The following is a 20,117-nucleotide window of genomic DNA, read 5'->3' on the forward strand; positions in this document are numbered from 1 at the left end:
CGTTATCCTTGGTCGTGAACCGCTTTCATAAAGGCTTGAATTTTCGCCGCATCCTTTACGCCCGCGCTCGCTTCAAGGCCAGAGCTAACATCGAGGATAGGCGCATTTGTCCTCTGTAAAGCTTCCGCCGCATTGTCGGGGGTGAGGCCGCCCGCAAGCGCCCATATTTTCGGGAGGGGCGCGGCGGCCAGAATATTCCAATCAAAGGACAGGCCGTGTCCGCCTCGTGCGGTTTCGACCCCATCGGGACGTGTGGGTGGTTTAGCGTCATAGAGCAGAAAATCCGCAACCCCCGCATAATGCTCGGCCTGCTTCATATCCTCAGCCGTGGCAATGGCCACGGCTTTAATGATGCGCGTTTTGGAGAGCCGCGCTATCTCGGCCACGCGGTCGACACTCTCATCGCCATGCAGCTGTATGTAATCAGGCTGCATGTGCGCGGCGATAGCCATGATCAGGGCATCATCAGGATTAACCGTCACGGCCACAGTCTTTGCGCTACCATTGGCGGGGCGAGAGAGGACGGCTGCATCAGCCACGGACACCCGCCGCGAAGATTTCGCTTCAACGATAAACCCAAGGTAAGACGCACCATAGAGGATAGCTGCTTCAACATCTTCGGGCCGTTTCAAGCCGCATATTTTAACTTTGCTATGCATGGGGTGGGGATAACAGGTTTCGATTTTGAAAAACACCTTAATCCTCGTTGAAATCCGCAAAAATCACCGAGTTTATGAGGGCCAAAAACTATTAAATCCTTGCTTGTGATAGGATGGCCTATAGTGGCTGTGTTCCCGCTACAGGGACAGGCAAAACGCGTAGCTTTGTTTGTAACGGGACGGTGAGGTCAAGCGCCGTGATTTACGCGTGCGGAATGCGGGCCTCTGTGTGTCTCACTTGAGAGGCAGCAGATAAAATCACCGCCGCAGGGTTAGTGCCTTGTGTTTATTATCTTAAGAAGGTGCCTCAAGGTATCGACCCTGCGGACGTCCATTTATTTGGGCACGAGGTAAATGTTGGCTTTCATTTAAAAAAGGCCGAGTCAAAGCGCAGGAGAGCTGTATCTGTTGACCCATGAGTAAGGCCGCCAAGCAAAATTCATGCCGCAAACCTTATTTTAAACCTTTTCCTCTAAGCCAATCCTTAATGAGCTGAAAAATCAGCCTTTATATTGAGCCCTTAGGGCCGTGAATGAATGGTGAAATATTATGGCTTTATCGCCTAAGTTACAGGTCAAACAGGGCCAGTCCCTTGTTATGACGCCGCAATTGCAGCAGGCGATTAAGCTGTTGCAACTCTCAAATATAGAGCTTTCGGCTTTTGTCGAAGAACAGCTTGAAAGCAATCCTTTATTGGAGCGCGGAACGGGGGATGAAAACCGCCGCGGCGAGGATGTCGCCAATGTTGAGGCGGCAGACCCAAGCGTCAGTGTTGACGCGCCAGCCTCTAATGCATCGGATATGGACGCGCCGGATCATGCCATGAACAGCGAGGCCACAGCATCAGATATAGCGGCTGATGTCGGCGGTTCAGTCGATTGGTCCAAGGCAGGGACGGGCGGTAGTTTTAACGGCAGCGGAGAGTATGATGCCGTAGCGAACACAGCCGCTGAAAAGAGCTTATCTGAGCATTTGCATGAGCAGCTCGCCATGTTGCATCTGTCTGATCGCGACCGCTTGATTGCCCGGCACCTTATAGATCATGTTGATGAAAACGGATATTTACGCGCGGACATTACCGATATTGCGAACAATTTGGGCGTCGCTGAAAACAGTGTTTTGTCTTTGGTGACTCAGCTGCAAACGTTCGAACCCACAGGGGTTTTTGCGCGTAATCTGTCTGAATGCTTATCGCTTCAGCTTCGCGATGCAGGGGCGCTTGATATGTCTATGCAAGCGCTTTTGGACAATCTTGAAGTACTGGCTAAGCATGATCTCACAAAACTCATGAAGCTCTGTGCGGTGGATAAGGAAGAGCTGATGGCGCGTGTTAAGCGCTTGAAATCGCTCGCGCCTAAACCGGGTTTGGCCTATGGCGGCGAGATGGCGGCAGCCGTAGAGCCTGACGTCTTTATTCGGGAAACGCCGCAAGGTGGTTGGGCGGTTGAGCTGAATTCCGATACATTGCCGCGCGTGCTTGTCGATAATCGTTATTACAATGAGATTGCGGCCTTGGGCGGAGACGAAAAGACTAAAGAATTTATGAGCGAATGCCATGCCAATGCCAATTGGCTCGTTAAATCACTTGACCAACGCGCGCGCACAATTTTGAAAGTCGCGAGTGAAATTGTAAAACAGCAAGACGGTTTTTTCGCTTATGGTATCGATCATATGCGCCCACTCAATTTGAAAACTGTCGCCGATGCAATTGAGATGCATGAATCCACGGTTTCGCGCGTAACATCAAATAAGTTCATGTCCACGCCGCGCGGTATGTTCGAGTTAAAATATTTCTTCGGTGCGAGCATTCCGTCACTCGGCGGGGGGGAAGCGCATAGCGCTGAAGCCGTGCGTCACAAGATAAAAATTTTGATCGACGAAGAAATCGCAGGTGATGTGAAATCAGATGACAAATTGGTGGCGTTATTGCGAGATCAAGGCATCGACATAGCACGACGGACAGTGGCCAAATATCGGGAGGCGCTAGGGATACCAAGCAGTGTTGAACGCAGGCGGATATTTAAGCATTCTGCGTAATGTCGCTCCCCCGTGAACGGGGCGAGGGGATTACTTCGGCAACATCGGAAAGAACCCACTCGTTCTCTCAACATAATCCCGATAATTTTTCCGCTTTTTCATCTCGCGTTCTAGTAAGTCGCGACCTGAGACACGGGTCAAGAGAAAGGTCATAATTAGTGGTGCAAAAATCGTGGTCCAGCCCCAAGGCGCTTGGCAAGCCACAAGCCAGATACCCCACCACATGCAGGCATTGCCGAAATAATTCGGATGGCGCGTATATTTCCACAGGCCGGTATCAAGAACAGGTTTATCCTCTTTCGGCCCATCATAGTTTTTGTTTTTCTTCATGAATTTTGTGAGTTGCCAGTCGCCAACAGCTTCAAAGAGAAACCCGATAAGCCAGAGGAGGGCGCCGAGTATGGCGAGGATGCCGATTTTTGATTTTATTGATTCTGAAAATATCACTTGATCGTCTCCTATTCGTTCTGACCAAATGTGTTGTTCATAACCTGTCGCCATCGCCACCCAAATCGGGGCGCTGACAATCATAATCAACAGGCCTTGACCGAAATAGACCGTGAAAAGCGTACGGATACGCCAGGCCAGTTCGCTCATGCCTTTCTTCTCCGCACGTTTGCGCATAGCGACATAACGCTTGTCTTCACCGTGACCCAGATTGCGCTTTGCAAGATAGAGAGAGAGCCGAATGCCCCAAGCAATGGGCATAGTGGCGAGGAGCCAGAGATAAGGAGTCTTTACATCAGCAAGGTATAAACACACGACGGCCACCACTAAAAAGCCAAAACCCCAGAAAATATCAATCAAACTGGCATCTTTTACAGCAACACTAATAGCCCAGAGGAGGGTGAGCAGACCAAATACGACAACAGCCGAATGGGTAAAATTCACAAGTATATCTGAGAGCATGGGGCAGCCTTTTTATGTCGTCTTGGCATAAATACGCGGCGGAGGCAAAAAGGGACGTCTCTTACGTTCGGCAGAGGGCTAAGACTAGGCGTCTTTTAGACTTCCTTCTGGTTCGGTTGTCTCTCTATCAACGGCTTTGGGGTCATGGGCTTTGCGGCGATCAAGTTCATTGACAAAGCTGTGATTAACATCGCGGTGTTCGGCCTCATCAGCACGGACAGCGATAATGACATCGCTTAGCCGGGCATCTTTATCTAGCTGCCAATAGTCTATCGCAATGTCGGGGGCAGGGACGTTTTCATGGCGGCCCTCTTCGACTTCTTTGAGATATTGCGTATAGCTAATCACCGCTTCTTCTTCGAAGTAACCGACAACGCGGTGGGCGGTACGCGGCGCGAACAAATAAAGGAAGAAATAGGCATTATAAAATATGAGCTGAACTGCCATAATCAGGAAGCGCTCAAACCAGTTTGGTTGAGCTATCTCGATGAACGTCATTAGGTGCATACGTTCATTCTCGGCTTCATCAAGGAGGGTGCGGATCCAACCCTCATCGTCTCGCATTTTGCGCAGAGCAGTTAGGTGTTGCCACAAGCCGCCAACCATCCCGGGGACTGCAGCTACAGTTTCGAGGACAACGGCGCGGTGGCCATAGCGTTTGGCAAAAAATTTATCAGCAAAGAAACGGAGGAAGCGCACAAAGGCATAAGCAATCTTATCACTCATGGTTTTAGGGGTGACATGGGTATCAAGCGTAATATCGAAATCAACAACGCGCGGCGCGGGTTTGACAGAGGTCTGCATATGGGGCTCTCGGTGATACTGCTGACTATAACATAATAACACTTAGGTAGGGAGAAGGTATCCTGCGAGGGGACGGAGTGTCGCCAAAGGCCGTTTTATTGTCGCAGTTATCCCCGACGGGCCTCATACAGTGCAATTGCGGCGGCTGTTGCCACGTTCAAGCTTTCGGCCTGTCCGGGAACAGGATGGCTCATCATTGGGATTTTGGCGAGTTGGTCACAGGTTTTGCGCACACGTTCGCGCAGGCCAGGGCCCTCCGCGCCCATGACGATGACGTGCTGGCCGCCACCTGAAACGGCGTCTTTCAGTTCAAGATCGTTTTCTCCGGCGAGGCCCGTGACCATCCAGCCAATCCGCTGGAGGTTTTGCAGCGTGTTCGCGATATTGGTTTCCAAGCAGACGGGCACTGTTTCAAGGCACCCAACAGCGACTTTGGCGAGAGCGCCAGATAAAGGCGGCGCTTTGCGGGTTTGCATGACAAGGGCACGGACGCCAAAGGCTGAACAGAGGCGCAACATAGCCCCGACATTGTGCGGGTCAGTAATTTGGTCGAGTACAAGAATCAATCCGTCGCCGTCCTGATCGGCTATGGCTTCGAGGTGTGGCCATTCGAGCGGAGCGGCTTTGATCGCAATGCCTTGATGCACAGCTTCGCGCGGGATGGCTTTGTCGAGAACATTGGGAAGAAGGATTTTAGGCGGCGGGGCGGTTTGCGGAAGTTTGTACCGCACCGCTGAGTGCTCAGTTAAGAGGATTTCATGAATAGTCCGGCGGGGGTTGGCGAGTGCAGCATTACAAGCATGTGCGCCCCAAATCCAACCTGACCCGCCCTCATGGCCTGAACCGGGGCGGCGGGATCGCTTTGCATCCATAGCTTTGGGCGAGCGCGGGCGAGTCATAGCCCCATGAGAGCGCATTCCATAGGCTCTTTTCTGGCCGCTATCCTGTCCAGGGCGGGATTCATTTGATTTTAAGGCTTTTTTGCCTGTTTTTCTTTGAAATCCGCTATTGCGTGAATTCTTTGACATCTCTATATACCCGCTTGAATTAAAGACATTGTCTCTGTGCGTTGTGCCGCTAACACGTTAGTGGACTGACTTACAGGGCCTTTTTTGTTGGAGGCAACACATTAGTTTCCGGCCGCATTAACCAAGCGGTTTGTAGGTTGGACAGGTGGCCGAGTGGTTAAAGGCGTCAGACTGTAAATCTGATCACTATGTGTACGTTGGTTCGAATCCAACCCTGTCCACCACCTCCAACGAAACTTTAAAATATACACGGCGGGCGTTGTGTAGTGGTAAGACCTCAGCCTTCCAAGCTGATGACGCGAGTTCGATTCTCGCCGCCCGCTCCAAAATTTCTCGGTCAAACGAGAAGAGACGTTAAACCCCGGCCAATGATGGCCACAACATGTGAGAAGTAGACATGGCAAAAGAAAAGTTTGAGCGTAATAAGCCGCATGCGAATATCGGCACGATTGGTCACGTTGACCATGGTAAGACAACGCTAACGGCGGCGATCACGAAGTATTTCGGTGATTTCCAGGCCTATGACCAAATTGATGGCGCGCCAGAAGAAAAAGCGCGCGGTATTACAATTTCAACAGCTCACGTTGAGTATGAGACGGATAATCGTCACTATGCTCACGTTGATTGCCCAGGTCACGCGGACTATGTTAAGAACATGATCACAGGTGCAGCCCAAATGGACGGCGCTATCTTGGTTGTGAATGCCGCTGACGGCCCAATGCCTCAGACACGTGAGCACATCTTGCTTGCGCGTCAGGTTGGTGTTCCGGCGCTTGTCGTTTACATGAACAAAGTTGACCAGGTTGACGATGAAGAGCTGCTCGAGCTCGTCGAAATGGAAATCCGTGAGCTGCTCAGCTCTTATGACTTCCCGGGCGACGACATTCCTGTGATTGCAGGGTCAGCTTTGGCTGCGATGGAAGGCAAGAACCCAGACATCGGCGAAGAGTCTATTAAGAAGCTTATGGCAGCTGTCGACGAGTATATCCCGCAGCCTCCACGCGCGATTGACGAGCCTTTCCTTCTTCCAATCGAAGATGTGTTCTCAATCTCAGGTCGGGGTACTGTTGTGACTGGACGTGTCGAGCGCGGCGCTGTTAATGTTGGAGACGAAATTGAAATCGTCGGCATCAAAGATACACAAAAGACAACATGTACGGGTGTTGAAATGTTCCGTAAGCTGCTTGATCGCGGTGAAGCGGGTGACAATATTGGCGCACTTATCCGCGGTATTGACCGTGATAAGGTCGAGCGTGGTCAGGTTCTGTGTAAGCCAGGTTCAGTTACGCCGCACAAAAAGTTTGTTGGCGAAGCTTACATCCTGACAAAAGATGAAGGTGGTCGTCACACGCCATTCTTTAACAATTACCGTCCGCAGTTCTACTTCCGTACAACTGACGTGACAGGCGTTGTGACATTGGACTCTGGCACAGAAATGGTCATGCCGGGCGACAATGTGAACATCAATGTTGAGCTTATCGTGCCCATCGCTATGGAAGAGAAGCTCCGCTTCGCGATCCGCGAAGGTGGCCGCACAGTCGGCGCCGGCGTCGTCGGTAAAATCATTGAGTAGATAGAGTTTTCGGGCTCGCTTCCCCTTTTTAGTGGGGTGAGCCCGTTTTGTTGTTTGAAAGCGTAGAAACGGATTTCCATCATGGATCGTCAAAATATTCGCATTCGGTTGAAGGCATTCGACCATCGTATCCTCGACACCTCGACGAAAGAGATTGTCAGTACAGCTAAGCGCACTGGCGCAACTGTGAGAGGTCCGATTCCTTTGCCGACCCGCATTGAAAAATTCACTGTGAACCGTTCACCTCACGTGAACAAAAAATCGCGTGAGCAGTTCGAAATCCGTACGCATAAGCGTATGCTCGATATCGTTGACCCAACACCACAGACCGTTGACGCGCTTATGAAGCTCGATCTTGCGGCTGGCGTTGATGTCGAAATTAAGTTGGGAGCATAGACATGTTGCGGACAGGTCTATTAGCAAAAAAACTGGGCATGACGCACGTCTATGACGATTTGGGCAATCATGTTCCTGTGACAGTTCTTTCTTTAGAGGGTTGTCAGGTTGTGGCTCAAAAAACCAAAGAGCGTGATGGCTATTCTGCTGTTCAATTGGGTGCGGGCGAAGCCAAGCCCAAGCGTGTTTCCAAAGCTGAGCGTGAGCGTTTTGCAAAAGCGGGCGTCACGCCAAAGCGAAAGCTTGTTGAATTTCGCGTCGCGGATGAAAACCTTGTCGAAGTCGGCGAAGAACTTGTCGCAGGTCACTTCCTTCCAGGCCAAAAAGTTGACGTCTCAGGCGTCACGGTTGGTAAAGGTTTCGCCGGTGCGATGAAGCGTCATAACTTTGGCGGCCTGCGCGCGACACATGGTGTTTCAATCTCTCACAGATCACATGGCTCAACAGGTCAATGTCAGGATCCTGGTAAAGTTTTCAAAGGCAAGAAAATGGCTGGTCACATGGGGGCTGTTCGTAGAACAAACCAAAATCTCGAAGTCGCCCGTGTCGAAATCGAAGATGGTCTTATCCTGATCAAGGGGGCAACGCCTGGTGCTAAAGGCGCTTGGGTTGAAGTCCGCGATGCTGTGAAAAAAGCACAGCCTGAGGATATCATTTTCCCTGCAGCCACTATGGGTGACCGTAAGGCGGCTTTAAAGGCGGCTGAAGAGGCTGAAGCTTCGGCATTGGCAGAAGCTGAGGCTGAAGCGAAACGCGTGGCCGAAGAGCAAGCAGCGGCTATGGCTGCCACAACAGATGATGAAGGCGGAGAAGGCTAGATGAAACTCGACGTCCAAACATTAGCGGGCAAAAAATCCGGCTCTGTCGATCTCGACAAAGGCGTTTTTGGTCAAGAGCCTCGCAAAGACATTTTACATCGTATGGTGCGCTATCAACTTGCGAAACGTCAGGCCGGTACGCATCAAGTGCAAGAGCGCGGTGATGTATCCAAGCGTAATAAGCGTATTGGTAATCAAAAAGGCGGCGGTACAGCGCGTCACGGTAACGGCTCTGTCTCTCAGTTCCGCGGCGGTGCCAAAGCTCACGGACCACGTTCTCGCTCACATGCGATTGATCTTCCAAAGAAAGTTCGTGCTATGGCTCTTCGTCATGCGTTGTCCTCAAAGGCGAGCTCGAAAGAGCTTATCATAATTGATGATGCCGCTATGAAAGCGCCAAAGACGGCGGATCTTCGCAAGCAACTTGAAAAGCTCGGCGTGACTAACGGTCTTATCGTTTCTGGCAATTCTGTAGATGAGAATTTCGCCAAAGCTGCAAGTAATATTCCTAACCTCGATGTCCTGCCAAGTCAGGGTGCGAACGTTTATGACATTTTAAAGCGTCATACGCTCGTTCTGACCAAGCAAGCCGTCCAAGATTTGGAGGCACGCCTCAAATGAGTATAGCTGCCCGCCATTATGACAGTGTTCTCTCTCCGATTATCACGGAAAAGACAACAATCGTCGCTGAAAATAATCAGGTCGTATTCGAAGTGCCGGTTTCCGCCACTAAGCCTGAGATCAAAGAAGCTGTTGAGCAGCTTTTTAAGGTCTCTGTCACGGCTGTGAATACGCTTCGCCTGAAAGGTAAAACCAAGCGCTTCCGCGGAATTCCCGGTCGCCGCAAAGATATCAAAAAAGCTATCGTTACGCTGAAAGACGGCGATAGCATTGATATCGCAACAGGTCTGTAGGAAGAGAAGATGGCTTTAAAGACATTTAATCCCACTAGCCCGTCACGCCGTAATTTGGTTCAAGTTGACCGCACAGGCCTCCATAAAGGACGTCCTGAAAAGTCACTGACTGAAGGTCTGACGAAGAAAGGTGGTCGCAACAATACAGGCCGTATCACAATGCGCCGCCAAGGTGGGGGGCATAAGCGCCTTTACCGTATGGTTGACTTCAAGCGTGCAAAAAAAGATATGGCGGCGACTGTTCTTCGTCTCGAATATGATCCGAACCGGACCGCTTTCATTGCGCTAATTCAGTATAAAGACGGTGAGAAGTCTTACATTTTAGCTCCACAACGTTTGGCGGCTGGCGACACAGTTATTTCATCCGCCAAGGCTGATGTTAAGCCCGGTAACACTATGCCGCTTCGCGCTATGCCTGTCGGAACAATCATTCACAACATTGAGCTCAAGCCCGGTAAGGGTGGCCAGATTGCCCGCTCAGCCGGTGCCTATGCTCAGCTTGTTGGCCGTTCAGAAGGTTACGCTCAGGTTCGCCTTAAGTCCGGCGAAATGCGCATGGTTCACCAAACATGTTTGGCGACTGTTGGCGCGGTTTCAAACCCTGATCATATGAACATCAATCTTGGTAAGGCCGGACGTAAGCGTTGGCTTGGTAAGCGCCCGCAAGTTCGCGGCGTGGCCATGAACCCTGTAGATCACCCTCACGGTGGTGGTGAAGGCCGTACATCAGGTGGTCGTCACCCGGTTACGCCTTGGGGTAAGCCGACTAAAGGTGCTCGCACTCGCTCTAATAAAGCGACTGACAAATTCATCATTCGTTCGCGTCACGCGAAGAAAAAACGTTAGGGAGCGCGGAAGATGCCACGTTCAGTATGGAAAGGTCCGTTTGTTGACGGATACCTCCTTAAAAAAGCCGAAGCGACTAAATCCGAGGGGCGTCACAAGCCTATCAAGACTTGGTCGCGCCGTTCGACAATTATGCCGGGTTTTGTTGGCCTGACATTTCAAGTCCATAACGGCCAGAAATTCGTTCCTGTTCTCGTCAATGAGGATATGGTGGGTCACAAATTTGGTGAGTTTTCACCATCGCGGACTTACTATGGCCACGGCGTTGATAAAAAAGCGAAGCGGAAATAGTCATGGCTAAAGCAAAAAATCCACGCCGTGTTGGCGATAATGAGGCGCGTGCGAAACTTCGTATGATCCGCATAAGTCCGCAAAAGCTTAACCTTGTAGCGCAACTTATTCGCGGTAAGAAAGTCGAAACAGCGCTCGCTGATCTTGAGTTCTCTCACAAGCGTATTTCAGGCGACGTGAAAAAGGTTCTTCAGTCAGCTATTGCTAATGCCGAGAACAATCACGGTCTTGATATTGATAGCCTTATCGTTTCAGAGGCCTATGTCGGTAAGAACCTCGTCATGAAGCGCTTCCGCGCACGTGCGCGTGGCCGCGGCGCCCGTATCTTAAAGCCATTCTCAGAGCTAACAATCGTTGTTCGCGAAATTGAAGAAACCGTTGAAGAGGCTCCTGCTAAAAAGCCGAGTAAGAAGAAAGAGGCTGCGTAATGGGACAGAAGATTAATCCAATTGGCCTTCGCCTCGGTATTAACCGCACGTGGGAATCTCGTTGGTATGCTAACACAGCTGAATATGGCGATTTGCTGCATCAAGATCTTGCGATCCGCTCCTTTCTTATGTCTGAGCTTAAAGCTGCCTCTGTTGCGCGTATCATTATTGAGCGTCCGCACAAAACCTGCCGCATCACAATCTACACGGCGCGTCCGGGTGTTGTGATTGGTAAAAAAGGCGCAGACATCGAAGTGCTACGCAAGCGCGTCGCATCCATGGTTGATGGTGAAGTCTTCATCAATCTTGTTGAAGTCCGTAAACCAGAAGTTGATGCTAATCTTGTAGCTGACGGGATTGCCCAACAGCTTGAGCGCCGCGTCTCTTTCCGCCGTGCCATGAAGCGTTCGCTGCAAAGCGCCATGCGTATGGGCGCTAAGGGCTGTAAAATTAAACTTGGCGGTCGTCTTGGCGGTGCGGAAATCGCGCGTGTTGAGCAGTATCAAGAAGGATCCGTGCCGTTACACACAATGCGGGCTGACATCGATTACGGCGTCGCTCGCGCGATGACGGCAATGGGTATCATCGGTATTAAAGTCTGGATCAATAAGGGCGAAATCCTTGAGCATGATCCAATGGCACATGACAAACGCATGAATGACCAAGGCGATACACGTTCGCGCGGCGGCAATGACCGCTCAGGCGGACGCGGCAATCGTGACCGTCGTCCTGCGCGTGCAAATTAAAAGAGGGTTTTGAGCCATGTTACAGCCAAAACGTACAAAATTCCGCAAAGCCCATAAGGGCCGGATCAAGGGCGTCGCCAAAGGCGGAACTGCTCTTAACTTCGGGTCATATGGCCTTAAGGCTCTTGAGCCTGAGCGCGTTACAGCTCGCCAGATCGAAGCCACACGTCGTGCTATTACACGTCATATGAAACGTGCAGGCCGCGTCTGGATTCGCATTTTCCCAGATGTGCCTGTGACGAAGAAGCCGACTGAAGTTCGGATGGGTAAAGGTAAGGGTTCTGTTGAATTCTGGGCCTGTAAAGTCAAGCCCGGTCGGATCATGTTTGAGATTGACGGTGTGTCTGATGCAGTTGCGCGTGAAGCGCTTCGTCTTGGCGCCGCAAAATTACCTGTGAAGTGTAAAATCGTTACACGTCCGGGCGAATAGTAGGAGCTGACCGATGAAAGCTACCGACGTCAGAGCAATGACAGAAGATCAACTTAGTGATGAGTTGCTCAAGCTGAAAAAAGAGCAGTTTAATCTGCGGTTTCAAGAGGCGACCGGCCAATTGGAAAAAACAGCACGTGTGCGCCAAGTCCGTCGTGACATCGCCCGCGTGAAAACGATTCAGGCTGAGAAAAAATCAGCCGCGAAAGCATAGGTAGGTCGAGATGCCAAAACGCATACTCCAAGGCACGGTTGTGTCAGATAAAGGCGAAAAAACAGTTGTCGTAAAGATCGAACGGTCTTTCCTGCATCCGCTTTTGAAGAAGACCATTCGCCGGACGAAAAAATATCACGCGCATGATGAAAAAAATGCGCATAAAGTGGGCGATACAGTTCGTATCATCGAATGTGCGCCTAAAAGTAAACTCAAGCGGTGGGAAGTTTACGCAGGTTAGAGTTCACTCTTCCTCGTATCCAACCCCTTAATAAGGAGACGGTCGCATGATTCAAATGCAATCAAATTTAGATGTCGCCGATAATTCCGGTGCCCGCCGCGTCCAGTGCATTAAAGTCCTGGGTGGATCAAAGCGTCGTTATGCCCATGTTGGCGACACGATTGTTGTTTCTGTCAAAGAAGCTATCCCTCGCGGCAAAGTGAAAAAAGGCGATGTGCGTAAAGCCATCGTTGTTCGCGTACGCAAGGACATTCAACGCCGCGACGGCTCTGTCATTCGTTTTGACGGAAACGCCGCAGTTATCATTAACAATAATGGTGAGCCGATTGGTACACGTATTTTTGGCCCTGTTCCTCGTGAACTTCGCGCTAAAAATCACATGAAAATCGTCTCGCTGGCACCAGAGGTTCTCTAGTCATGGCCGCGAAGATCAAAAAAGGCGACCACGTGGTCGTTATCGCCGGTAAGGATAAAGGCACTAAGGGTGAAGTCCTAAAAGTGTTCCCTAAGGATTCCCGCGTCATCGTTAAAGGTGTTGCTATGGTCAAGCGTCACGTGCGCCCAAGCCAAGCTGACCCTGAAGGCGGAATTAAAACCTTTGAGGCCCCTATCCATATTTCAAACGTCGCACATCTTGATCCAAAGGGTGGCAAGCCCACTCGCGTTGGCTTCAAGTCACTAAAAGACGGTAAAAAGGTCCGCGTGGCCACAAAATCAGGGGAGGTCATCGATGGCTAAACCATATGAGCCGCGTCTTGCCGCAATCTACCGCGATGAAATTCGCGCAAAGATGAAAGAGCAATTCGGATATAAAAACGACATGCAAATTCCTAAGATTGAGAAAGTAGTTCTCAATATGGGGCTGGGCGAAGGTGTTGCTGACAAGAAGAAAGTTGAAGCTGCGATTGCAGAGCTTGAGCTGATCGCCGGTCAGAAGCCTCTTCCAACAAAGTCAAAGAAATCAATTGCGGGCTTTAAGCTTCGTGATGGAATGGTTATCGGCGCGAAAGTCACACTTCGCCGCGACCATATGTTTGAATTCTTGGACCGCCTTATCAATATCGCGCTGCCACGGACTCGTGACTTTCGCGGTTTGAACGGGAAAAGCTTTGACGGACACGGCAATTACGCTATGGGCCTGAAAGAACATATCGTATTCCCTGAAATCAATTATGATCAAGTGGATACGGTTCGCGGTATGGACATCGTTGTTCAAACCAGTGCAAAAACAGATGAAGAAGCCAAGGCATTACTGGCAGCATTCTCGTTCCCTTTCCGGAACTAGATTGAACGCAGTAAGCAAAGCATTCCGTAAATGTAAGAAACTTACGGTAAGCAAATAGGAGAATAAAATGGCTAAAGTTAGCTCAGTTGAGCGCAATCTTAAGCGTCAGCGTATGGTGGCAAAATATGCTGCTAAGCGTGCACTTTTAAAAGATATAGCGCGCAATAAAGAACTGCCCGTAGAAGAGCGTTTTGCCGCTCAGCTTAAACTCGCAGCTTTGCCGCGTAATTCAGCTGAATCGCGCATTCGTAACCGTTGTCAGGTTACGGGTCGCCCGCGCGGTTACTACCGTAAAATGAAAATGTCCCGTATTGCATTGCGTGAGCTTGGCTCACAAGGTTTGCTTCCGGGTCTCGTGAAATCAAGCTGGTAGGGGGCCGATATGTCTTTTTCTGATCCTCTGGGCGATATGCTCACACGTATCCGTAACGCTATCATGCGTGACCGGTCTTCGGTAACTACTCCGGCGTCAAACTTACGTGGCCGTGTTCTTGATGTTTTGGCTGATGAAGGTTTTATCCGCGGATATTCTGAAACTCAGGTCGATGGCTTCCGAGCTTTCGAAGTTGAGCTGAAATATTTCGAAGGCGAAGCAGTTATCCGTGAGATTAAACGCGTGTCTAAGCCAGGGCGCCGTGTTTACTCGTCCGTTAAAACTCTCCCGCAAGTCCGTAATGGCTTGGGTATTGCGATCCTCTCAACGCCTAAAGGCGTGATGAGTGATGCTGCTGCCCGCGAAGCCAATGTCGGCGGCGAAGTCCTTTGTCAGGTGTCCTAAGATGTCTCGTATTGGTAAAAAACCGGTCACTATCCCGTCAGGCGTTACGCTGACGCAAGAAGGCCAAACGATTAAAGCTAAAGGTCCTAAGGGCGAACTCAGCTTTACGCTTCCTGATTCCGTTACTGGAAAAATTGAGGGTGAAGAGTTTTCAGTTCAGCCGCTCGTGCAAAACAAAAACGGTATGTCAATGTGGGGCATGTGCCGCACCATGATTGCTAACCTTATTGAAGGTGTGACGAACGGCTACAAAAAAGAGCTTGAGCTTAAAGGTGTTGGTTATCGTGCCCAAATGAAGGGTTCTATGCTCTCTATGCAGCTTGGTTTCTCACACGACGTTGAGTTTACGCCGCCGGAAGGCATTACAATTACAGCTCCAAAGCCAACATCTGTTATTGTCGAAGGCATTGACAAGCAACAAGTTGGTCAAGTCGCTGCTGTTATTCGTTCATACCGTAAACCTGAGCCTTACAAGGGCAAAGGCGTTCGTTATGTCGGCGAATATGTCCGCAGCAAAGAAGGTAAGAAGAAGTAGCCATGAAAACTGCTCGCGAAAATATGCAGCGTCGTGCGCAACGCGTCCGCCGCCGCCTCAAAAAACATTCAGCTGGTCGTCCTCGCTTGTCTGTGTATCGTTCTTCAAAGAACATCTCAGTACAAATCATCGACGATGCAACAGGAACAACTTTAGCCTCTGCGTCAACTATTGAAGACAAGAAAGCTAAAGGTTCCGATACGGCAGCCGCTCAGCGTATTGGCAAGCTCATTGCTGAACGTGCTAAAAAAGCCAAAGTAGAAGACGTTGTCTTTGACCGCGGCCCATATCTCTATCATGGCCGCGTTAAAGCGCTGGCTGATGCGGCTCGCGAAGCCGGTTTGAAATTCTAGGAAAGCTAAGATTATGGCAGGCAGAGAAGATAACCGCCGCGGTAAGCGCGAAGAAGAAGATAACGAGTTCATTGACCGTTTGGTTCACATTAACCGCGTCGCTAAGACTGTTAAGGGTGGCCGTAACATGAGCTTTGCAGCACTTGTTATCGTCGGTGACGAAAAGGGACGTGTTGGGTTCGGTAAGGGCAAGGCCCGCGAAGTGCCTGAAGCTATCCGTAAGGCCTCTGAAGAAGCTAAGAAAACAATGATCCGCGTGCCATTGCGTGAGGGTCGTACGCTCCATCATGATGTTCGCGGACGTCACGGTGCAGGTAAAATTGTTATGCGCGCAGCCCCTCCCGGAACTGGCGTTATTGCTGGTGGTCCTATGCGGGCTGTTTTGGAATGCCTTGGCGTTCAAGACGTTGTCGGTAAGTCACTGGGCACATCTAACCCTTACAACATGGTTCGTGCCACGTTTGAAGGTTTGAAGAACATGGAAAGCCCACGTACGATTGCTAATAAGCGCGGTAAAAAAGTGGGCGACATTGTTGGCCGCCGTAATGATGGTGCCTCAGCACCTGAAGCTATCGCTGAAGCCTAGAGGATTTAATCATGGCTAAAAAAGCAACATTAAAAGTCCGCCAAACAGGTAGCCCGATCCGCCGTAAGCCGGATCAAAAGGCGACTTTGGTTGGGCTCGGGCTCGGCAAAATTGGCCGCGTTCGTGAATTAGAAGATACACCCTCTGTCCGTGGAATGATCAACAAGATCTCTCACATGGTAGAAATAGTCGAAGAGTAGTCTCTGAGCTCATATTTGAGCCTATAGAAACCTCCTTTGGAGAAAAGAACATGCGTTTAAATGAACTCAGTGATAATCCCGGTGCAACTAAGGCCCGCCTACGTGTGGGCCGTGGCGTAGGCTCCGGCAAAGGTAAAACAGCCGGCCGCGGTGTCAAAGGTCAGAAGTCACGCTCCGGTGTGTCCATTAATGGCTTTGAAGGCGGTCAAATGCCGATCTATATGCGTCTACCCAAACGCGGCTTTAACAAGCCAAACCGCAAGCGTTGGGCAGAATTATCAATCGCTAACCTTAACCGTGCTGTCGAAGCCGGTAAGCTTGATGCGAAAACAGATTACGATGCGGCCGCGCTCGTCGAAGCCGGCGTAATTCGCCGCGCTAAAGATGGTGTGCGTCTTATTGGTTCCGGTAAAATGTCAAAAGCTGTAAAGCTGTCAGTGTCAGGCGCAACGCCCGGCGCTATCAAAGCTGTCGAGGCGGCCAAAGGGTCTGTGACTGTTCTTGATGAGTCGGTTACTTATCGTGCTAAAGGCGAGAAAGCTGACAAATCCGGCAAAACGTCCAAAGCTGACAAGAAAGCTGCAGAGCCTAAAGCTGAAAAGCCAGCTGCGAAGGCTGCGCCTAAGGCGAAAGCCGCGCCAAAAGCAAAAGCGCCTGCCAAAAAAGCAGATAAGGCAGTTGAGGCAGACGATCTTACAAAGATTAGCGGTATAGGTCCGGTTTTTGCGAAACGTCTCGCAGAAGAAGGTATAACGACTTACGAACAAGTAGCCAAGTTGACGAAAACTCGTATTGCTGAACTCGACGAGAAGCTCGACCTTAAGAACAACATCGATAATGATGATTGGCCGGGACAAGCAAAAGCCTTGATGGCTGATAAAAAATAATAATCAGCCTGCTTAGCAGGCCGATAATGGTGGCTGAGATAATGTAGGCTAAGCAAGCAACAGGAGAAGACTCCGGCTTGCACTTTAAATTAGATTATAGGCTCCTATATAAGAGCCTATAACTTCTAAAGGGACGATAGTTATGGCGTCAGCCTCAGAACAGCTTGCTCAGAATATGAACCTTGGTGTTTTCGCCAAGGCCAAAGAATTACAGCAACGTCTCCTCTTCACGCTTTTTATCCTCATTATTTACCGCATCGGGACATTTGTTCCGGTACCTGGTATGGATATGGCCGCGTTTCAGCAGGCTTTCTCCTCAGGCGGCGGCGGATTACTGACACGTTTGAACATGTTTGCCGGCGGTGCCGTCGAGCGTATGGCGATTTTCGCGCTCAACGTGATGCCTTATATTTCGGCCTCGATTATTATGACTTTGATGAAGGGTTCTATTGGCTCTTTGAAGGAGCTTGATAAAGACGGCGAGCAGGGCCGTAAGCAGATCAACCAATATACACGCTATCTAACGGTCTTTTTGGCCGCCTTTCAGGCTTACGGTATCGCCCGTGCGCTACAATCAACGCCAGGTGCTGTGATAAATCCAGGCCTTTTCTTTGAAGCTTCTACAGTTATCACGCTTGTTGGCGGCACAATGTTCCTCATGTGGATGGGTGAGCAAGTTACTGCGCGCGGCGTCGGTAATGGTGTCTCTCTGATTATCTTTGCTGGTATTGTTGCCGAGCTTCCTAAAGCGATTTTCCAAGCCTTCAGCTTGAACCAACAAGGCTCTGTCTCCGAGCTTTTACTGATCTTCCTGATTGTTCTCTTTGTAGGACTATCCATGCTCATTGTTTATGTTGAACGAGCGCAGCGGCGATTATTGGTTCAATACCCCAAGCGACAAATGGCAGGTGGTAAGACATTTGGCGGCGAGTCTTCCTTCATGCCGCTTAAGCTGAACACAGCTGGTGTTATCCCGCCAATTTTCGCAAGTTCACTGTTACTGCTTCCAGCGACCTTTGGGCAACTTGCACTTAATGGTGAGGGCGCGGGTGCTAGCGCGATGACAACAATTCTGGCCTATATCGGCTATGGCTCTCCGATTTACCTCTCGCTTTATGGTATCTTGATTATCTTCTTCTGTTATTTCTACGTGCCTTATGTCTTCAAACCTGATGATGTTGCCGATAACTTGCGTAAGAATGGCGGCTTCCTGCCGGGTATTCGTCCCGGTGAGCGCACCGCGCAATATCTCTCTTACGTACTTTCACGCCTGACATTTATCGGGGCGCTCTATGTAGCCTTTGTCTGTGTGCTGCCTGAATATATTATCGCGCAAGCGGGCGGCGCCATCCCGCCATCAGTTGCGATGCTTATCGGCGGTATGTCACTTTTGATTATTGTCTCTGTAACACTAGATACTGTCGCGCAAATTCAGTCGCACCTCATTGCGCATCAATATGAAGGTCTCATCAAGAAGTCTCGTATGCGGCGCAGAAAAAAATAGGCGAGGGGAGAGCGCTATGAATATCATTATGTTTGGCCCGCCTGCAGCGGGTAAAGGCACGCAAGCTAAAAAGCTTGTCGCCGAACGCGGCCTGATTCAACTCTCCACAGGCGACATGCTCCGCGCTGCGAAAAAATCCGGAAGTGAACTTGGAAAGAAAGTCGCTGGCATTATGGATCGCGGCGAGCTTGTCTCTGATGAAATCGTTATCGCCTTGATCGAAGAACAGCTTGATATGAACCCAAATGCGAAGGGGTTTATCTTTGACGGCTTTCCGCGCACTGTGGCGCAAGCTGAAGCGCTTGATGCGTTGATGACGAAGCACAACAGTAAAGTCGATTCGGTTGTCCGTCTTTGCGTCGATGACGAGGCTTTGGTCAAAAGAATCACGAAGCGTTTTGAGGAAGAGGGTCGTAAGGACGACAATCCTGAAAGTTTTAAAGTTCGCCTGAATGCCTATAATACACAAACAGCTCCGCTGCTTCCCTATTACTCGGCGCAGGGTAAGCTGACAGAGGTTGACGGAATGGCTGATATTGCGGCTGTATCGGCCTCAATTGCGCAGGTTTTGGATAAAAATGGCAATGGAGCGGAAATTTCTGCTTCAACGCCGAAAAAAGGATTTTTCGCCAGGCTTTTTGGGGGCTAATTGCGCCCGTTAAGGAAAGATGAATTTTGTTTAAAAATGCAGGGCTAGGGCGCTTGACGGGGCCTTAGCTTAGGACTAAGTAACCCGCTTTCGCGGATAGTTCGGAACTTTCCGCCTTTTTTGCTATGGGCAAAGCAGGCGAGGGGTTCTTATACGGCGAAGGTAAGGATTTTAAGGAGGCCAATGTGGCTCGTATTGCAGGGGTGAACATCCCGACAAATAAGCGCGTAACGATCGCGCTGCGTTATATTCACGGTATTGGCCCGGCTAAAGCGGCTGAAATCTGTGAAAAAGTGGGCATCGCGGCTGAGCGCCGCGTGACGGATTTGACAGACCAAGAGATTTTGAAAATCCGTGAAACGATCGACGCGGATCACATGGTCGAAGGTGATCTTCGCCGTGAGATCAGCCAGAACATCAAGCGCTTAATGGATATGGGTAACTATCGCGGTCTTCGTCATCGCCGAGGTCTCCCCGTACGCGGTCAGCGCACACATACAAATGCACGCACACGCAAAGGCCCTGCAAAGGCCATCGCTGGTAAGAAAAAGTAGGTAGAGCACAATGGCAAAAGAACCAGGCCGCGTCCGCCGCGCCGACCGGAAGAATATCACTTCCGGCGTCGCGCACGTAAACTCAACATTCAATAACACGATGATCACGATCACGGATGCTCAAGGCAATACCGTAGCTTGGTGTAGTGCTGGCGCAATGGGCTTTAAAGGCTCTCGTAAATCTACGCCATATGCAGCGCAGGTTGCGGCTGAAGAAGCGGCTAAGAAAGCCGCTGAGCACGGCATGAATACGCTTGAAGTGAACGTCAACGGACCGGGCTCTGGCCGCGAATCTGCTGTTCGTGCTTTGCAGGCCGCAGGGTACACCATCACAACAATTCGTGACGTAACGCCTATCCCGCATAATGGCTGCCGCCCACCTAAGCGTCGCCGCGTCTAAATTTTCCCTGATTTTGGGGTCTATCCGGCGCTAGCCAGATGAAACATCTGGG

31 protein-coding genes and 2 tRNA genes are annotated in these 20,117 nt (G+C 50.4%); 29 read left to right on the forward strand and 4 right to left on the reverse strand.

What is annotated here, in order from left to right:
- Positions 1–2: 2 nt before the first annotated feature.
- The gene (locus F569_RS0107885; protein ID WP_026941753.1) at positions 3–659 is read right to left on the reverse strand and encodes a phosphoribosylanthranilate isomerase; all 657 of its coding nucleotides are present in this window, start codon (positions 657–659) and stop codon (positions 3–5) included.
- Positions 660–1,208: 549 nt separating this feature from the next.
- Here F569_RS0107885 and rpoN point away from each other — a divergent pair.
- Positions 1,209–2,696: an RNA polymerase factor sigma-54 gene (gene rpoN, locus F569_RS0107890; protein WP_026941754.1), complete on the forward strand. Its 1,488-nt coding sequence runs from the start codon at positions 1,209–1,211 to the stop codon at positions 2,694–2,696.
- Between the two features lie 30 nt (positions 2,697–2,726).
- Here the strand turns inward: rpoN and F569_RS0107895 are convergent, their stop codons facing one another.
- From F569_RS0107895 to F569_RS0107905, 3 genes are all read right to left on the reverse strand, one after another.
- Complete coding sequence (locus tag F569_RS0107895) at positions 2,727–3,605, reverse strand: DUF1295 domain-containing protein (RefSeq protein ID WP_026941755.1); 879 nt, start codon at positions 3,603–3,605, stop codon at positions 2,727–2,729.
- An 84-nt stretch (positions 3,606–3,689) separates the two neighbouring features.
- Positions 3,690–4,409 (reverse strand): alternative oxidase, encoded by a 720-nt coding sequence (locus F569_RS17145; RefSeq protein ID WP_051279579.1) that lies wholly within the window; start codon positions 4,407–4,409, stop codon positions 3,690–3,692.
- Positions 4,410–4,516: 107 nt separating this feature from the next.
- A complete protein-coding gene (locus F569_RS0107905; RefSeq protein WP_051279581.1) occupies positions 4,517–5,437 on the reverse strand; it encodes a TrmH family RNA methyltransferase in 921 nt (306 codons plus the stop codon).
- A gap of 139 nt (positions 5,438–5,576) precedes the next feature.
- Between F569_RS0107905 and F569_RS0107910 the strand changes: the two genes are divergently transcribed.
- The 28 genes from F569_RS0107910 (at position 5,577) to rpsK (ending at position 20,065) form a co-directional block, all read left to right on the forward strand.
- Positions 5,577–5,661, forward strand: a tRNA-Tyr gene (locus tag F569_RS0107910).
- Positions 5,662–5,689: 28 nt separating this feature from the next.
- A tRNA-Gly gene (locus tag F569_RS0107915) sits at positions 5,690–5,763 on the forward strand.
- 71 nt (positions 5,764–5,834) lie between these two features.
- On the forward strand, positions 5,835–7,010 hold the full coding sequence (gene tuf / locus F569_RS0107920) for an elongation factor Tu (RefSeq protein ID WP_026941757.1): 1,176 nt from the start codon (positions 5,835–5,837) through the stop codon (positions 7,008–7,010).
- Between the two features lie 81 nt (positions 7,011–7,091).
- Positions 7,092–7,406 (forward strand): 30S ribosomal protein S10, encoded by a 315-nt coding sequence (rpsJ, locus tag F569_RS0107925; RefSeq protein ID WP_026941758.1) that lies wholly within the window; start codon positions 7,092–7,094, stop codon positions 7,404–7,406.
- Positions 7,407–7,408: 2 nt separating this feature from the next.
- Positions 7,409–8,224, forward strand: coding sequence for a 50S ribosomal protein L3 (gene rplC, locus F569_RS17150; protein ID WP_034388039.1), 816 nt, complete (start codon positions 7,409–7,411; stop codon positions 8,222–8,224).
- Positions 8,225–8,845, forward strand: a complete 621-nt coding sequence (gene rplD / locus F569_RS0107935) for a 50S ribosomal protein L4 (protein ID WP_026941759.1) — start codon at positions 8,225–8,227, stop codon at positions 8,843–8,845.
- A complete protein-coding gene (locus F569_RS0107940; RefSeq protein ID WP_026941760.1) occupies positions 8,842–9,138 on the forward strand; it encodes a 50S ribosomal protein L23 in 297 nt (98 codons plus the stop codon). Before rplD ends, F569_RS0107940 begins: the two co-directional genes overlap by 4 nt.
- A gap of 9 nt (positions 9,139–9,147) precedes the next feature.
- On the forward strand, positions 9,148–9,984 hold the full coding sequence (rplB, locus tag F569_RS0107945) for a 50S ribosomal protein L2 (RefSeq protein ID WP_026941761.1): 837 nt from the start codon (positions 9,148–9,150) through the stop codon (positions 9,982–9,984).
- Between the two features lie 12 nt (positions 9,985–9,996).
- Positions 9,997–10,275, forward strand: coding sequence for a 30S ribosomal protein S19 (rpsS, locus tag F569_RS0107950; protein ID WP_026941762.1), 279 nt, complete (start codon positions 9,997–9,999; stop codon positions 10,273–10,275).
- Between the two features lie 2 nt (positions 10,276–10,277).
- A complete protein-coding gene (gene rplV, locus F569_RS0107955) occupies positions 10,278–10,703 on the forward strand; it encodes a 50S ribosomal protein L22 (protein WP_026941763.1) in 426 nt (141 codons plus the stop codon).
- Positions 10,703–11,449 (forward strand): 30S ribosomal protein S3, encoded by a 747-nt coding sequence (gene rpsC / locus F569_RS0107960; RefSeq protein ID WP_026941764.1) that lies wholly within the window; start codon positions 10,703–10,705, stop codon positions 11,447–11,449. Before rplV ends, rpsC begins: the two co-directional genes overlap by 1 nt.
- Before the next feature lie 16 nt (positions 11,450–11,465).
- The gene (rplP, locus tag F569_RS0107965; protein WP_026941765.1) at positions 11,466–11,879 is read left to right on the forward strand and encodes a 50S ribosomal protein L16; all 414 of its coding nucleotides are present in this window, start codon (positions 11,466–11,468) and stop codon (positions 11,877–11,879) included.
- Positions 11,880–11,892: 13 nt separating this feature from the next.
- A complete protein-coding gene (rpmC, locus tag F569_RS0107970) occupies positions 11,893–12,093 on the forward strand; it encodes a 50S ribosomal protein L29 (protein ID WP_026941766.1) in 201 nt (66 codons plus the stop codon).
- Positions 12,094–12,103: 10 nt separating this feature from the next.
- On the forward strand, positions 12,104–12,334 hold the full coding sequence (gene rpsQ, locus F569_RS0107975; protein ID WP_026941767.1) for a 30S ribosomal protein S17: 231 nt from the start codon (positions 12,104–12,106) through the stop codon (positions 12,332–12,334).
- A 46-nt stretch (positions 12,335–12,380) separates the two neighbouring features.
- Positions 12,381–12,749: a 50S ribosomal protein L14 gene (gene rplN, locus F569_RS0107980; RefSeq protein WP_026941768.1), complete on the forward strand. Its 369-nt coding sequence runs from the start codon at positions 12,381–12,383 to the stop codon at positions 12,747–12,749.
- A gap of 2 nt (positions 12,750–12,751) precedes the next feature.
- Positions 12,752–13,072 carry a 50S ribosomal protein L24 gene (gene rplX / locus F569_RS0107985; RefSeq protein WP_026941769.1) on the forward strand — a complete coding sequence of 107 codons (321 nt, stop codon included), beginning with the start codon at positions 12,752–12,754 and terminating at the stop codon, positions 13,070–13,072.
- Positions 13,065–13,619 (forward strand): 50S ribosomal protein L5, encoded by a 555-nt coding sequence (gene rplE, locus F569_RS0107990; protein WP_026941770.1) that lies wholly within the window; start codon positions 13,065–13,067, stop codon positions 13,617–13,619. Before rplX ends, rplE begins: the two co-directional genes overlap by 8 nt.
- 67 nt (positions 13,620–13,686) lie before the next feature.
- Positions 13,687–13,992, forward strand: coding sequence for a 30S ribosomal protein S14 (rpsN, locus tag F569_RS0107995; protein ID WP_026941771.1), 306 nt, complete (start codon positions 13,687–13,689; stop codon positions 13,990–13,992).
- Positions 13,993–14,001: 9 nt separating this feature from the next.
- A complete protein-coding gene (gene rpsH / locus F569_RS0108000; RefSeq protein ID WP_026941772.1) occupies positions 14,002–14,397 on the forward strand; it encodes a 30S ribosomal protein S8 in 396 nt (131 codons plus the stop codon).
- A 1-nt stretch (position 14,398) separates the two neighbouring features.
- Positions 14,399–14,932, forward strand: a complete 534-nt coding sequence (gene rplF / locus F569_RS0108005; protein WP_026941773.1) for a 50S ribosomal protein L6 — start codon at positions 14,399–14,401, stop codon at positions 14,930–14,932.
- A 2-nt stretch (positions 14,933–14,934) separates the two neighbouring features.
- The gene (gene rplR, locus F569_RS0108010) at positions 14,935–15,285 is read left to right on the forward strand and encodes a 50S ribosomal protein L18 (RefSeq protein ID WP_034388044.1); all 351 of its coding nucleotides are present in this window, start codon (positions 14,935–14,937) and stop codon (positions 15,283–15,285) included.
- A 13-nt stretch (positions 15,286–15,298) separates the two neighbouring features.
- Positions 15,299–15,871: a 30S ribosomal protein S5 gene (gene rpsE, locus F569_RS0108015; protein ID WP_026941775.1), complete on the forward strand. Its 573-nt coding sequence runs from the start codon at positions 15,299–15,301 to the stop codon at positions 15,869–15,871.
- Between the two features lie 11 nt (positions 15,872–15,882).
- A complete protein-coding gene (gene rpmD / locus F569_RS0108020; RefSeq protein WP_026941776.1) occupies positions 15,883–16,071 on the forward strand; it encodes a 50S ribosomal protein L30 in 189 nt (62 codons plus the stop codon).
- Between the two features lie 50 nt (positions 16,072–16,121).
- Positions 16,122–16,958, forward strand: coding sequence for a 50S ribosomal protein L15 (rplO, locus tag F569_RS17155; protein ID WP_034388046.1), 837 nt, complete (start codon positions 16,122–16,124; stop codon positions 16,956–16,958).
- A 142-nt stretch (positions 16,959–17,100) separates the two neighbouring features.
- Positions 17,101–18,462: a preprotein translocase subunit SecY gene (gene secY / locus F569_RS0108030; RefSeq protein ID WP_026941777.1), complete on the forward strand. Its 1,362-nt coding sequence runs from the start codon at positions 17,101–17,103 to the stop codon at positions 18,460–18,462.
- 16 nt (positions 18,463–18,478) lie between these two features.
- On the forward strand, positions 18,479–19,111 hold the full coding sequence (locus tag F569_RS17160) for an adenylate kinase (RefSeq protein ID WP_084168911.1): 633 nt from the start codon (positions 18,479–18,481) through the stop codon (positions 19,109–19,111).
- Positions 19,112–19,296: 185 nt separating this feature from the next.
- The gene (rpsM, locus tag F569_RS0108040) at positions 19,297–19,665 is read left to right on the forward strand and encodes a 30S ribosomal protein S13 (protein ID WP_026941778.1); all 369 of its coding nucleotides are present in this window, start codon (positions 19,297–19,299) and stop codon (positions 19,663–19,665) included.
- Positions 19,666–19,675: 10 nt separating this feature from the next.
- Complete coding sequence (rpsK, locus tag F569_RS0108045) at positions 19,676–20,065, forward strand: 30S ribosomal protein S11 (protein ID WP_026941779.1); 390 nt, start codon at positions 19,676–19,678, stop codon at positions 20,063–20,065.
- Positions 20,066–20,117 lie beyond the last annotated feature (52 nt).

This window comes from Hellea balneolensis DSM 19091, assembly GCF_000428525.1.
Classification (GTDB): Bacteria; Pseudomonadota; Alphaproteobacteria; order Caulobacterales; family Maricaulaceae; genus Hellea; species Hellea balneolensis.

Coding starts and splice junctions, on each gene's coding strand:
- rplF (WP_026941773.1), top strand. CDS start 14,399: ATGTCTCGTATTGGTAAAAAACCGGTCACTATCCCGTCAGGCGTTACG.
- rpsC (WP_026941764.1), top strand. CDS start 10,703: ATGGGACAGAAGATTAATCCAATTGGCCTTCGCCTCGGTATTAACCGC.
- rplC (WP_034388039.1), top strand. CDS start 7,409: ATGTTGCGGACAGGTCTATTAGCAAAAAAACTGGGCATGACGCACGTC.
- F569_RS0107905 (WP_051279581.1), bottom strand. CDS start 5,437: ATGTCAAAGAATTCACGCAATAGCGGATTTCAAAGAAAAACAGGCAAA.
- rplO (WP_034388046.1), top strand. CDS start 16,122: ATGCGTTTAAATGAACTCAGTGATAATCCCGGTGCAACTAAGGCCCGC.
- rpsS (WP_026941762.1), top strand. CDS start 9,997: ATGCCACGTTCAGTATGGAAAGGTCCGTTTGTTGACGGATACCTCCTT.
- rplN (WP_026941768.1), top strand. CDS start 12,381: ATGATTCAAATGCAATCAAATTTAGATGTCGCCGATAATTCCGGTGCC.
- rplD (WP_026941759.1), top strand. CDS start 8,225: ATGAAACTCGACGTCCAAACATTAGCGGGCAAAAAATCCGGCTCTGTC.
- rpsJ (WP_026941758.1), top strand. CDS start 7,092: ATGGATCGTCAAAATATTCGCATTCGGTTGAAGGCATTCGACCATCGT.
- rpmD (WP_026941776.1), top strand. CDS start 15,883: ATGGCTAAAAAAGCAACATTAAAAGTCCGCCAAACAGGTAGCCCGATC.
- F569_RS17160 (WP_084168911.1), top strand. CDS start 18,479: ATGAATATCATTATGTTTGGCCCGCCTGCAGCGGGTAAAGGCACGCAA.
- F569_RS0107885 (WP_026941753.1), bottom strand. CDS start 659: ATGCATAGCAAAGTTAAAATATGCGGCTTGAAACGGCCCGAAGATGTT.
- tuf (WP_026941757.1), top strand. CDS start 5,835: ATGGCAAAAGAAAAGTTTGAGCGTAATAAGCCGCATGCGAATATCGGC.
- rplP (WP_026941765.1), top strand. CDS start 11,466: ATGTTACAGCCAAAACGTACAAAATTCCGCAAAGCCCATAAGGGCCGG.
- rplX (WP_026941769.1), top strand. CDS start 12,752: ATGGCCGCGAAGATCAAAAAAGGCGACCACGTGGTCGTTATCGCCGGT.
- rpsE (WP_026941775.1), top strand. CDS start 15,299: ATGGCAGGCAGAGAAGATAACCGCCGCGGTAAGCGCGAAGAAGAAGAT.
- F569_RS0107940 (WP_026941760.1), top strand. CDS start 8,842: ATGAGTATAGCTGCCCGCCATTATGACAGTGTTCTCTCTCCGATTATC.
- rpoN (WP_026941754.1), top strand. CDS start 1,209: ATGGCTTTATCGCCTAAGTTACAGGTCAAACAGGGCCAGTCCCTTGTT.
- secY (WP_026941777.1), top strand. CDS start 17,101: ATGGCGTCAGCCTCAGAACAGCTTGCTCAGAATATGAACCTTGGTGTT.
- F569_RS17145 (WP_051279579.1), bottom strand. CDS start 4,409: ATGCAGACCTCTGTCAAACCCGCGCCGCGCGTTGTTGATTTCGATATT.
- rpsQ (WP_026941767.1), top strand. CDS start 12,104: ATGCCAAAACGCATACTCCAAGGCACGGTTGTGTCAGATAAAGGCGAA.
- rpsK (WP_026941779.1), top strand. CDS start 19,676: ATGGCAAAAGAACCAGGCCGCGTCCGCCGCGCCGACCGGAAGAATATC.
- rpmC (WP_026941766.1), top strand. CDS start 11,893: ATGAAAGCTACCGACGTCAGAGCAATGACAGAAGATCAACTTAGTGAT.
- rplE (WP_026941770.1), top strand. CDS start 13,065: ATGGCTAAACCATATGAGCCGCGTCTTGCCGCAATCTACCGCGATGAA.
- rpsN (WP_026941771.1), top strand. CDS start 13,687: ATGGCTAAAGTTAGCTCAGTTGAGCGCAATCTTAAGCGTCAGCGTATG.
- rplB (WP_026941761.1), top strand. CDS start 9,148: ATGGCTTTAAAGACATTTAATCCCACTAGCCCGTCACGCCGTAATTTG.
- rplV (WP_026941763.1), top strand. CDS start 10,278: ATGGCTAAAGCAAAAAATCCACGCCGTGTTGGCGATAATGAGGCGCGT.
- rplR (WP_034388044.1), top strand. CDS start 14,935: ATGAAAACTGCTCGCGAAAATATGCAGCGTCGTGCGCAACGCGTCCGC.
- F569_RS0107895 (WP_026941755.1), bottom strand. CDS start 3,605: ATGCTCTCAGATATACTTGTGAATTTTACCCATTCGGCTGTTGTCGTA.
- rpsH (WP_026941772.1), top strand. CDS start 14,002: ATGTCTTTTTCTGATCCTCTGGGCGATATGCTCACACGTATCCGTAAC.